Below are 13,376 nucleotides of genomic sequence, written 5' to 3' on the forward strand. Positions count from 1 at the left end.
TACTATTTTAATTATTTTCGGTCTAGGAGGAAGAACTATGAATATCATACCTGTATCAAATCTAGAATTAAATATGATAGTTGCCGATGATGTTTTTTCAAAAACTCATCAATTACTTGTTCCTAAAGGTTCAATTGTAACAAAACAAATCATATCGCAACTACGTTTCTATAATATTGATTCTATTAGAATTATCGAAGGTGATTTGCCTCAATCTGTAAAAGATGCCATTATGCATAAAGAGCATATTGAAAATACACATATTGAAAAATTAATTAATTCTAAGGAATTTCAAGTATTTCAGGCAAAATATTCTGATGCTATTGATGTTGTAAAAACAGAGTTGAATGATATAATTTTAAAAAATGGTCCAGTAAACCAAGAATTATTGTTAAATGAAGTTGTAACTTTATTTAATCTTAACCAAACAGCATACGATTTACTTGGCACATTACATTCTACACATAAAATCGATGATTCAACCTATGCGCATAGTTTAAATGTTGCTATGATTTCTAGACTTCTTGGATCTTGGCTAGGCATTAAAGAAAACGATTTAAATATTTTAACTTTAGCTGGACTATTACACGATATTGGAAAATGTAAAATTCCATCTGGAATTTTATTAAAGCCTGGTAAACTAACGGATAATGAATTTGAAATAATTAAACAACATCCTATTTTTGGATATGAGGCTTTATCTACTAAAAAATTAGATTCTAGAATTGTTAATGCCGCTCTAATGCATCACGAACGTTATGATGGTTCAGGATATCCTTCTAAACTAAAAGGAAAGGAAATAGACGAATTTGCCTCCATTATCTCAATTGCTGACGTATATGATGCAATGACACAAAATCGTGTATATCGAAGCGGTATGTGCCCATTTGAAGTAATAGCGAATTTTGAAGAACATGGACTTCAAAAATATAATACTAAATTTATTCTAGTATTCTTAGAACGAATTGCCAATTCATATATTAACTGTGAAGTTTTATTAAGTAACAATGAAATTGGTCGCATTATTTACTTAAATCAGAATTTAACAAGACCTATTATACAGCTAACAGACGGTTCTATTTTAAATCTTGAGGACCATTTAGATCTATATATTCATGCTATTGTATAATTTATCTAGATTTTTAATGATTTTTTTGATACAATAATAAACATTACAATATACGAAAGATGAGGAATATATATGTCAGAAAATGAAAAAGTAACACCAGTAACTGAAGACGAAATCGATAATATTCGTGTAACAATCGGAACCGACGATGGTGATATCGAATGTAAAATTTTAACAATATTTGAAATGGGAAAGCAAGATTACATTGCATTAATCCCACTTGATAAAGATGGTAATGAAAATGCTGAAGGGATTTTCTATATCTATAGATATGCAGAAGATGAAAATGGAATTCCTTCTATTGAAAATGTTGAAACTGACGAAGAATACATGGAAGCATTGAAACATTTAGATTCTCTTGAAGGTGAGATGCTTCTTGGTGATGAATAATTATATAAAAGTATCCTTTTATAACTAAAAATTGTTTTCAAAAGGATATAACAATATTATATTCTCATTTAAAAATTCCCAATACTAGCTTTAAGTCACATTAACTTATCGCTATTATTGGGATTATTTTTCTTTTGAAATATATTTTTTTTTCGTTTCTTTTATAAATCTAGAAATATCATTGTTATTTTTACTAAAACACTTTACAGAACTAAGATATAAATCATATTTTGCTCTTGTCATTCCAACATAAAACATTCTTCGCTCTTCTTCTATTTCCTGAGGTAGAACAGCTTTTTTAAATGGCATAACTCCTTCATTAACATCTATTATAAATACAATATCAAATTCAAGTCCTTTTGATGAATGAAGCGTTGCAAGTGTTATTGCATTTTCAACTTGATTTTTTTTATTAGAAACTTCCTTAATTTGCTTGGTGTATTCTTCTATATACTCATTCCACTCATTATATGTTTCAAACTCTTTTGATGCCTGATGCAACTCTTCTAACGTCTCAAACAAATCATCTTCATTAATTTTTCTGTATTGTGCATATTCTTTAATAAATTCATCATAGCCAATACCGTTTCGAATATAATTTATAGCAGCATATGGTTTCATCATTTGAAGCATTTTTAAATCATATTCTAATTTATCTATTCGTTCAGCAATCCACTCTTTATCATTATAAAAAGCTTTCCATCTTCCAAAATCTATTACTTTACTAAGCACTGAATCACGACTTATATAACGCTTAGGTCTGTTCATTATTTGGAAAAAATCTGCTCTTTCTCTACTTCCATGAGCTAACCTTATGTATGTAAATATATCTCTAGCTATCCAATGGTTATAAAGATTAGGAACGTTATCTTTTGTTCTAAATGGAATATTATATTCCATTAATTTTCCCATTAGCATTCGTGGTTGCGTATTAGTCCTAAATAAAATAGCTATGTCATCATATGATTTTCCCTTTTTAATATAGTCATTTATGATGTTAATTATGTTTTTACTCTCATCCGCTTGGTTCTCATAAATAGCATAATTAACTTTAGTTGTTTCTGCATTATGAGCAAATATTTTCTTTTGAAAACGTTCTTTATTATAGCTTATCAAATTTAAAGATGCATCCACTATTGCCTTTTGACAACGATAATTTGTATCTAAAAGAACTCTTTTTGAATTATTAAATTCTTTAGGAAAATTCAACATTATCTCCGGCTTAGACCCTCTGAATCGATAAATAGATTGATCATCATCTCCCACAATAAACAAATTATTTTCTGGCAAAGCAAGCATTTTTAAAATATCATATTGAATTTGATTTATATCTTGAAATTCATCCACCAAAATATATTGATATTTTGATTGCCACGCCGCTAGAATATCTTTTCTCTGATCTAATAATTCAAAAGTAATTGATAACATATCATCAAAATCAATTTTTTTATTGGTTTGTAATATATTCTGATATGTTGAAAAAATTTCTCTAAAAATTTCTTCTCCACAGATCTTTGAATAATAATGATTTACATCTAATCTAGAGTTTTTGATTTCTCCAATCTCACTATATATATCCTTTATAAATTCATTAATATCGTCATATTCTAGGGAATTATAATTTGAGATTATGCGTTTCATAACATTATACCTTTCCTCTTCCGTTATAATGTTTGACGCTCTATAATGATATGCATACTTTAAAATAGTAAAATAAACTGCATGAAACGTTCCGAAAGTAACATTAGCAACAACATCACCCATTAATTTTTGGAATCTAGCTTTCATTTCTAATGCAGCAGCTTTAGTAAATGTAATAACTAGTATTTTAGATGGATCAATTCCATAATCTGTAACTAATTTTTTAGTTCTTTGTGTTATAACTGTTGTCTTGCCTGAACCAGGTCCAGCAAGAACAAGCATAGGGCCATCCTTATGCAGAATGGCCTTTTGCTGAGAAGCGTTTTCTTTCATGAATAAACCTCTTGTTCTCAAATATTATTTTGAAAGCATTTCAATACCTTTTTTGATTCTTCTGATTGATTCTTCTTTACCAAATACTTCCATAAGTTGTGTAGCACCACCTGGTGTCATCTGTTTACCAGAAACAGCTGTACGGATTGGCCACATTACAAATCCTGTCTTTAATTCGTTATCTTTAGCATATTTAAGTAATACTTCATATAATGCATCATTACTATAATCTTCCTGTGCTTCAAGAACTGGAAGAATATTTTGTAATAATTCTAATGAATTTTCAGAATTTGTTTTCATTTTTTTATGAGTGTACATTGCAACATCATATTCAGGTAATTCTTCAAAGAAATCAATATGATCCTTGATATCTGGGAAAATTTCAATTCTTGTCTGAACCATCTTAGCAATTTTTCTTAAATCATAATCTTTTGTAATAACTTCTTTAATATATGGTAATGCCATCTCATAGAATTTTTCAAAATCAAGCTTTTTAATATACTCACCGTTCATCCATTTTAGCTTTGTATAGTCAAATACAGCTGGCGATTTATTAATATGACGATAGTCAAATTTTTCAACTAATTCTTCTAATGACATAATCTCTTGGTTATCTGAAGGGCTCCATCCTAATAATGCAACAAAGTTAACAACAGCTTCTGTTAAGAATCCCTGATCAATTAAATCTTCAAAAGAAGAGTGTCCAGATCTTTTTGATAATTTATGATGATTTTCATCTGTAATTAATGGACAGTGCACATAAACTGGAACTTCCCAACCAAATGCTTCATATAATCTATTATATTTAGGTGATGAAGATAAGTACTCATTACCTCTAACAACATGTGTGATTCCCATTAAATGATCATCAACAACATTAGCAAAGTTATATGTTGGATATCCGTCTGATTTAATTAAGACCATATCATCTAATTCTGAATTGTCTACTGTGATATCACCATAGATTTCATCTTGGAATGTAGTTGTACCTGTAGTAGGATTATTCTGACGAATAACATATGGAACACCTGCATCTAATTTAGCCTGAACTTCTTCAGGTGTTAAATGTAAACAGTGTTTATCATATACCATAATGTCTTTTCCGGCTACATTTTGCTTTAAGCTTTCAAGACGTTCTTTAGTACAAAAACAATAATACGCCTCACCTTTTTCGATAAGTTTCTTAGCATATTCTAAATAAATACCTTTTTCGTGTCTTTCACTTTGAACGTATGGTCCACAACCACCATCAAGATCAGGACCTTCATCATGAATTAAACCTGTCTTTTTCATTGTTCTATAAATAATGTCGACTGCACCTTCAACATAACGCTCTTGATCAGTATCCTCAATTCTTAAAATATAATCTCCGCCTTCATGTTTACTAATCAAATATGCATAGAGAGCAGTACGAAGGTTACCTACATGCATTCTACCTGTTGGACTAGGTGCAAATCTAGTACGAACTTTACTCATTTTGAAATCTCCTTATCTTTATACTAAAAAGTATTTTTATCTCTTATATACTTGTATTTTATCATTTTCTAAAATACACGCACTTTCTAGTATATACCATGAAAATGAAATTTTCAACACAAATTATCGGGGATTTAATCAGTATTTCTTCTTCGATCTTGTAAATGATGTTCTATTTTTTGACGATACATACGCTCATCAATTTCCATAATAAATTCTTTTTCGCTTTCATGACGAGTTGGTTCATAAATACCATATCCACAGCTTACTGATATTTCAATTTCTCCTTTAATTGACTTGACCCTATCGTGAATTTGAGATACTTTTTTTATTAAAACATCTTTATCCTCAGCATATATTATAATGCAAAATTCATCTCCACCATATCTTCCAATTATTCCTTCATTCTTAATTACAATTCTAAGTATTTTAGCCACTTCCTTTAAGACTCTATCTCCCTCTAAATGACCATAATTATCATTTATGCTCTTAAAGTGATCTATATCAATCATAATTGCAGAAAATTTAATTTTTTTATTCCAATATTGGTTTATCGCTTCTGCTAATTCCATATCAATTCCACGTCTATTTAATACGCCTGTTAAATAATCCATATTAATATCTTTGCCTTGTAAATAAAAGAAAACATTAAGGCATCCAATCGTTATCATAACGTATGTTAAATCTAGATTCATAAAGAAAATTTGTCCAATTGCGCCAAACAATGACAAAACTGGCAACAATAATATAGCTGTTCTATAGAAACTGTTTATTCTTTTCCTATAAATAAAACCGTACAAATCTAATAAGACACAATAAAACATAACAAATGCGCCTCGTACATAAAAAAAATTTCCTCTAAAATATTGTTGATTTTTAAAATAATAAAACCAACGAGTGTTAAAAATTGTTGAAATACTAACTAAAATAATATTTCCGTAAACAAAAACTTCAAAAGCTTTCTTAAATATAATACATCCAATAGTGTCACTTTTTTCCATCCATTTATTAACATAATCAATTGCTACAAGATATTCTAAAGGATCGAGTAAAAATATTATAAAATACCCTATCTTTGTAAGCACAAAAAAACTAGAAGGATACATTTCTCCAATTCTGCCAAGCGTTTCAGACACTAAAAGAACTAATGTAAGTAATGTTAATCTTCCAAACTGCTTAACAGAATCAGTATGTACCATTCCTCCCTGGAATATCAGTAACAAAATCAGCAATAATGCTGTATATAAATTCAATACAATACCTGCATCTACAACCATTTATATAATTATCCCCCTATTACTATAAAAGATTTAGAAATACGACCTGCTGAAAAAATCATGTTCTATCTTATACATTATCGGTTAATCATTATTTTTTGTGTAAATAAAAACAACAAAAAAACACCCTACTAATAATATAGCTTTTAAAATGACATCAAGTGCTACATTGTTAGCAAAAACAAAATTTAAAAATTTAAAATTTGTTCTTAATACACCAAATAAATTAACACACATATGTAAAATAATAGATATTTGTATTCCTTTATCCTTTTCAACTAAACATGCAAATATAATACCAAACACAAATGCATACACAAACTGAACAATATTTCCATGTACTAAGCCAAAAATTAAAGCTGACAAAATTATAGATATATTTTTTTTCATGTATAAATTCAACTTGTTAAAAATTATGCCTCTGTATATTATTTCTTCAGCTAAAGGGGTTAAAATTGCATTTCCGATAATTTCTACAATTAAACCACCTGTGTAAAATATTTTGCTTGTATTTTTATAAGAATATGACAATTTAATTAATGGTGAATACATTAATAAATCATTTAAGCAAAATGCAATAACAATAACTACAAATATTAATACTAGTAGCTTACTAATATCTCTACTATTATTAGTATATTTTTTAGTTGACCACCATATATCCTTAGTATATGTTTTGCACATGACAAAAGCAGTCATTCCTGCTCCTATCATATGACAAATCATGTAGTTTTTATCAATTCCGCCAAATAAAATGAAACCTACTATCGTTACCGTAAAAAAAAATATTCCGTGATAATACAAAAACGGTACAAATGCTTCTCTAAATAAAATTTTGATTTTTTCTTTATTACTTAAGTCCATAATTTTCTTAATACTTCAGGTATTTCCTCTGCATTATCGCAAACTGCAAACACATTTGATGCCTCTAATTCTTTGGTATCTCCAAAACCATATGAGACTGCGATGCATGGAATCCCCTTGTTTTTTGCTCCTTTAACATCGAAAATAGTATCCCCAATTAAACACATATTCTTTCTTGGAGTATCTTTGAATCTTCTAAATACTTCCTCTAAAACTTCCTCTTTAGTGCTAATTCTACCATCAAATGTAGCACCAACTATTTCATCAAAATAATCAAATATATTAAAATATTCTAGAATTTGTCTACAAGAGCTTTCTGGTTTAGAAGATGCAACAGCTATTTTATAGCCATTACGTTTTAATTCTCTAAGACATTTTCCTATATTTTTAAATGTTTTACTTTCAAATAGCCCAACTTTTGAGTATCTTTCTCTAAATATTTTAATTGCTTCTTGTGTTTTATCATCGTCAAAACCATATGCCTTTTTAAAAGTATAATCAAGTGGTGGTCCAATAAAAAATCTTAGATTTTCTAATTTAGTATCCCATATTCCAAAATGATTTAAAGCATATCTTGCACTTTTAGTAATTCCTTCAGATGTATCAATTAAAGTTCCATCTAAATCAAAAAGTACTAATTTAGTTTGACTATTTAATTCTTTTTCTCTATTAACAATCAAATCAACTGAACTAGAAACAAGATTTTTGCTTGTATATAATACATTTTTTGCTTCTGCGATCTTACGTTCAAGTTCATCTTGTTGTTCTTTTTTTCTTTCGCTAACTTCATCATATGATACACCTTCACCATCATAATAAGAAACCTCATCTGAAGTATCTAATTGATGGTTATCACTTATTATTTGTGATGTAGACTCATTGTATACTTGCTCATCTTCTTGATCACCTTCATACTCTGCTGCTTCGGTAACATAATTAAAGTTGTGTGTAGTATCATATGTTGCTTCTTCTAAAGTATCATCATATTGTTGTGGCTCTCCATATGTTGCTTCTTCTGAGTCTTCACAATATTTTTGACCTTGGTCAAATATTTCTTTCTCCGATGGAGTATCAACATGTTCTATCTTCGAATAATTCATATTATCAAATTTTCTTTTAATATTATCTAGCTTTTCTCCGTATAATTCACCAACTGTAACTTTTGAAATAGGATGACGTTTATTAGGATTTAACTCTGATATAGCCTTTAATATATATATTTTGTCCTCCATTCCAGCAAATGGTACTACTATATTTTCATCATCATACACTAAATCGTCAAAGAAAATAATATCAAAATTTACATCAATTTTTGTTTTGACTTTTGCTTGACTCTTAATATAATTCAAATACGAAACTAAAGTATCTAATTCTAAAATTGTATCAAATTCAACTGCTGTATTAAGAATCATACCTTCATATTTTAATAAATTCAAAGTAGATCGCTTAACATTCTTTATTAATTCATGCTCCGAAATCCTATCGATTGAATCTAAGAACTTTTTACGATTTTCAGAAATATCTCCATCGAATTGAGTTTGACAATATATATATACTCTACTCCATTTTCTTGTGATACTTGTTACTACTTTTTCAAATAATATATCTCTCGTCGAATTATTATACTCAACCTCTATTATGTCTTTTTTTACGAGAGGAAAACGAAGTAAAATTTCTTTACTTATTCTGTCTGTTATTGTTTCTAACAAATTAAAATCCGACTTGGCGAATTCACTTATAATTGTATCGCATACCATTTTATAATTTGTCGAATTTTCGATATCATCTTCTGTTGCAACTTTTTTATTATCTTGAAACAATGTTGCATTAACATAATAAAATCTGCCAGAAGATGCAAAAATTTTAAGTTTATTAATATTTATACTATCCATGCTTATCCCTTTCCGCGCAATACATATCGCTGTCAACCTTGCTCCCCACAAAATTTCTAAATACGCTATAAAAATCTCTCTTTTTTATTTTACCACATTTTTTCAAATTATAAACATAAGTATTAATATTTTATTAAAAAAAGACTATTACAGAAAACAAAGCATTTCACGTTTTCTATAATAGACTTTAAAATTTTATTTTTTGACACCTTTAGTATCTCTATTTGCTATATGTAATCGGTTAAGTACAACTTCCTTACCTTTTACATCAACTGTTATTGTATCTGAATCTTCTGAAATAAAGTAAGTTTCTTTTATTATATCATTATCAGCTAAGCGCATTCCTCTGACACCAACGGCACCTTTTTTCTTTTCAGGAATAGTATTGCATTCAAATCGTAAAAACATTTCCTTCTTCGAACGCATAATTATTGTACTATTTTCATCGTAAATAACGATTTTTAATAATTTATCATCATCATTAATTTTTGTTGCAGAAGTAGTTCTTCTTGTAACATTAAATTCACTACCATCAACAACTTTAACCATGGATTTTTCAGTAATAAATAATAACTTTTTATTTGCAATATTTAAAATACTCTCAACAAATAACAATCTTTCTTCTTTACTATCATAATTACTTATATTGTCGATTGGACTTCCTTTGTCTCTAAACTTACCATGTGGCAAATCTAATATCTTAAGCAGATGCATTTGTCCTTCTTCAGTAAACAAGCATAGTTTATCTGTATTTTTTACTGTTAAAACTATTTTGTTTTCTGAATCTGCTGCTTCCTTGTTTCTCTCATATACAGATACATCTACAGTTTTTGCATATCCAAATCTATCCATTAAAAATACTACATCTTTTGTTTTGATTTTTTCTTCAACTACAACAGCTTCTTTTAAATTATCAATTACAGTTCTACGTTCTCTTCCATAATTCTTTTTATAAGAATTTAACTGTTTGATAATAACCTTTGCCATAGATGAACGATTTTCTAAAATATCTTCGTATGTTGCAATGTTATCAAGTGTTTCTTCGTACTCTTTCTTTAACGATTCTAATTCTAGACCTATTAACTTGTATAAACGCATTTCTAAAATCGCACATGCTTGTTTTTCTGTAAAATGCAACTCTCCAGCCTGAAGTTTTGAAATTTCTGATTTAAATTTAATTTTTGAAGTATCTCCATTTATAAGACACGCTTTAGCGTCTTTAATATTTTTACTTCCTCTTAAAATTTCAATAATTAAATCAATTACATCACATGCTTTTATCAAGCCTTCTTGAATTTCTTTCTTTTCTCTTGCCTTCTGCAAAAGATTAGTATACTTTCTTGTTGCTAATTCATATTGAAAATCAACATGATGTTTAATTACAGATACTAGACTAAGAGTTTCTGGTCTACCATTAACAACAGCTAACATGTTAACACCAAAAGTATCTTCTAATTTTGTTTTCTTATATAAAAGATTCTTAAGTGCTTCCACATTTGCACCTTTTTTTAGATCCAATACAATTCTAATACCGTCTTTAGATGATTGATTAGTTATATCAATAATATCATTTGTTTTCTTTGTTTCTACTAACGAATATACATCATTTAAAAATTTTCCAATATTAGCACCAATCATTGTATAAGGTATTTCAGTGATAACTAAACGTTCTTTGTTACCTTTTACCTGTTCAACTTCGATTTTACCACGAATTTTAATTTTACCCGAACCTGTCTCATATATATTTAACAAATCCTTTTTATTGGCAATAATACCTCCTGTTGGAAAATCCGGGCCTGTGATATAATTCATCATCTCTTGATTCGTTATATCTGGATTTTTCATATATGCTATTACGCCATCTAAAACTTCATTTACGTTATGTGGCGGAATATTAGTTGCCATACCAACTGCAATACCTTCTGCACCATTAATCAAAATATTTGGCATTTTAACAGGTAATACTATAGGTTCTTTTTCTGTTTCATCAAAATTAGGGCCAAAATCAACTACATCTTTTTCTATATCTGACAAAAACACTTCTTGTGTTACCTTTTGAAGTCTAGCTTCTGTGTAACGCATCGCAGCGGCGCCATCACCTTCTATAGACCCAAAGTTACCATGTCCGTCAACCAAAGGCATCCCCTTTTTAAAATCCTGTGCCATAACAACTAAGGCATCATATATTGACGAATCACCGTGTGGATGATACTTACCCATAGTATCACCAACTATACGAGCACTCTTTCTGTATGGTTTATCATATTTTAAACCTAGTTCGTACATATCATACAAAGTACGACGTTGTACTGGCTTTAAACCATCTCTAATATCAGGAAGAGCTCTTGCAACAATAACACTCATTGCATAGTCAATATAGGATTTTTGCATTAACTCAGAATATTCTGTTTGTATAATATTTGTTGCATCCATTCTTAATTAACCTCTTTTTTAAATATCTAGTTGAGCATCTCTTGCATGTTCATATATAAAAGCCTTTCTAGGGGGCACATCTGTTCCCATCAACATTGCTGTTACTTCCGATGCTAATTTACCATCTTCTATTTCTACTCGTTTTAACATTCTTGTTTCAGGATCTAATGTTGTTTCCCATAATTGTTGTGCATCCATTTCACCAAGACCTTTATATCTTTGTAAAGTAAAGTTACCCTTATGAGTTTTTCTGTATTTAGCTAGAGCCTCATCATCATATAAATATTGTTCTTCTCCACGAGAAGGAATAACCTTATACAATGGTGGCATAGCCACATATACATGACCTTCAAAAATTAATTCCGGCATAAAACGATAAAATAGTGTTAATAACAGTGTTGCGATGTGTGCTCCATCAACGTCGGCATCGGCCATTATTATAATTTTATCATATCTTAATTTTGTTATATCAAAATCGTTACCATATCCTTCTGAAAAACCACATCCAAAAGCGTTTATCATTGTTTTGATTTCAGCATTAGCTAAAACTTTATCTATACTAGCTTTTTCAACATTTAATATTTTACCTCTAATTGGCATAATAGCTTGATACAATCTATTTCTTGCCATTTTTGCAGAGCCACCGGCTGAATCTCCCTCTACAATAAAAATTTCACTTTTCTTAGCATCTCGACTTTCACAATTTGCTAATTTACCATTTGAATCAAAAGAAAATTTTTGTTTTGTCAAAAGATTTGTTTTTGTTTTTTCTTCTGCTTTTCTAATTTTTGCAGCTCTTTCAGCACATGAAATAACTGTTTTTAAAGTATCTAAATTTCTATCAAAAAACAATTGAATTTCATCATTAGTAACTTTGCTAGTTGCTTTTGATGCATCCTGATTATCTAATTTTGTCTTAGTTTGTCCTTCAAATCTAGGTGCTGGATGTTTAACTGATACAACTGCTGTCATACCATTTCTAACATCAACTCCAGTAAAATTAGGATCCTTATCTTTTAAAATTCCAAGTTCACGCGCATAATTATTAATTACAGTAGTAAACATACTCTTAAATCCAGTAATATGAGTACCACCCTCTGCATTATAAATATTGTTACAAAATCCCAAAATATTTTCATGGAATTCATTCGTGTATTGAAATGCAACTTCAACCATAATTCCATCACTTTCGCCTTTGTAATAGATTATGTCATGCAATTTTTCATCATTTTTATTTAATTCTTTAACAAATCCAACAATACCTTCTGGTTCGTGAAATTCTATATGTTCAACTTCATCTTTTCTTCTATCTTCAAATATGATTTTAAGATTAGGATTTAGATATGCTGTTTCATGCATTCTATTTTTTACATCATCAGCTTTAAATTTTGTCTTTTCAAATATTGTTCCATCTGGTAAAAAATTGATTTTTGTACCTGTTTCTTTTGTTTTACCAACAACTGGTAATAAACCATTGTCTAATTCAACAACAGGATGTCCTTTTTCATATCCATCATGATGAATTGAACCTTCTCGTTTAATCCAAACATCCATGTGTGTCGATAATGCATTAACAACTGAAGAACCTACACCATGTAAACCTCCAGATGTTTTATATGCATTATTATCAAATTTACCACCGGCATGTAATGTAGAAAATACTACCCTTGCTGCAGATACACCTTTTGCATGCATTCCAACCGGAATACCTCTACCGTTATCCTCTACAGTACATGAACCGTCTTTTTCTAAGGTAACTTTTATCGTATCACATGCACCAGCTAAATGTTCATCGACAGAATTATCAACAATCTCATATATCAAGTGATTTAATCCTTTTCGTGAAACACTACCTATGTACATTCCCGGGCGCTTACGAACAGCTTCAAGACCTTCTAAGACTGATATACTACTTGCATCGTATGCTTGTTTTCTTGCCAT

General features: G+C 29.3%; 9 protein-coding genes. 2 read left to right on the forward strand and 7 right to left on the reverse strand.

What is annotated here, in order from left to right:
- Positions 1 to 37 precede the first annotated feature (37 nt).
- Complete coding sequence (locus tag BMY79_RS02395; RefSeq protein ID WP_022749205.1) at positions 38 to 1,129, forward strand: HD-GYP domain-containing protein; 1,092 nt, start codon at positions 38 to 40, stop codon at positions 1,127 to 1,129.
- Positions 1,130 to 1,201: 72 nt separating this feature from the next.
- Positions 1,202 to 1,519 (forward strand): DUF1292 domain-containing protein, encoded by a 318-nt coding sequence (locus BMY79_RS02400; RefSeq protein ID WP_027421736.1) that lies wholly within the window; start codon positions 1,202 to 1,204, stop codon positions 1,517 to 1,519.
- Between the two features lie 123 nt (positions 1,520 to 1,642).
- Here the strand turns inward: BMY79_RS02400 and BMY79_RS02405 are convergent, their stop codons facing one another.
- The 7 genes from BMY79_RS02405 to BMY79_RS02440 all read right to left on the reverse strand — a co-directional run bounded on the left by BMY79_RS02405 (position 1,643) and on the right by BMY79_RS02440 (position 13,376).
- Positions 1,643 to 3,493, reverse strand: a complete 1,851-nt coding sequence (locus tag BMY79_RS02405) for an ATP-dependent helicase (RefSeq protein WP_022749204.1) — start codon at positions 3,491 to 3,493, stop codon at positions 1,643 to 1,645.
- Between the two features lie 24 nt (positions 3,494 to 3,517).
- A complete protein-coding gene (gene gltX, locus BMY79_RS02410) occupies positions 3,518 to 4,969 on the reverse strand; it encodes a glutamate--tRNA ligase (protein WP_022749202.1) in 1,452 nt (483 codons plus the stop codon).
- Between the two features lie 134 nt (positions 4,970 to 5,103).
- A complete protein-coding gene (locus tag BMY79_RS02415) occupies positions 5,104 to 6,246 on the reverse strand; it encodes a GGDEF domain-containing protein (protein ID WP_074730365.1) in 1,143 nt (380 codons plus the stop codon).
- An 84-nt stretch (positions 6,247 to 6,330) separates the two neighbouring features.
- On the reverse strand, positions 6,331 to 7,110 hold the full coding sequence (locus BMY79_RS02420; protein ID WP_074730366.1) for a CPBP family intramembrane glutamic endopeptidase: 780 nt from the start codon (positions 7,108 to 7,110) through the stop codon (positions 6,331 to 6,333).
- The gene (locus BMY79_RS11845) at positions 7,101 to 9,002 is read right to left on the reverse strand and encodes an HAD hydrolase-like protein (RefSeq protein WP_083383439.1); all 1,902 of its coding nucleotides are present in this window, start codon (positions 9,000 to 9,002) and stop codon (positions 7,101 to 7,103) included. The genes BMY79_RS02420 and BMY79_RS11845 overlap by 10 nt, the downstream gene beginning before the upstream one ends.
- A 195-nt stretch (positions 9,003 to 9,197) precedes the next feature.
- Positions 9,198 to 11,435 carry a DNA gyrase/topoisomerase IV subunit A gene (locus tag BMY79_RS02435; RefSeq protein ID WP_022749197.1) on the reverse strand — a complete coding sequence of 746 codons (2,238 nt, stop codon included), beginning with the start codon at positions 11,433 to 11,435 and terminating at the stop codon, positions 9,198 to 9,200.
- A gap of 18 nt (positions 11,436 to 11,453) precedes the next feature.
- The gene (locus BMY79_RS02440) at positions 11,454 to 13,376 is read right to left on the reverse strand and encodes a DNA gyrase/topoisomerase IV subunit B (protein WP_022749195.1); all 1,923 of its coding nucleotides are present in this window, start codon (positions 13,374 to 13,376) and stop codon (positions 11,454 to 11,456) included.

Origin of the sequence: Lachnobacterium bovis (genome assembly GCF_900111325.1) — a bacterium.
GTDB lineage: Bacteria > Bacillota > Clostridia > Lachnospirales > Lachnospiraceae > Roseburia > Roseburia bovis_A.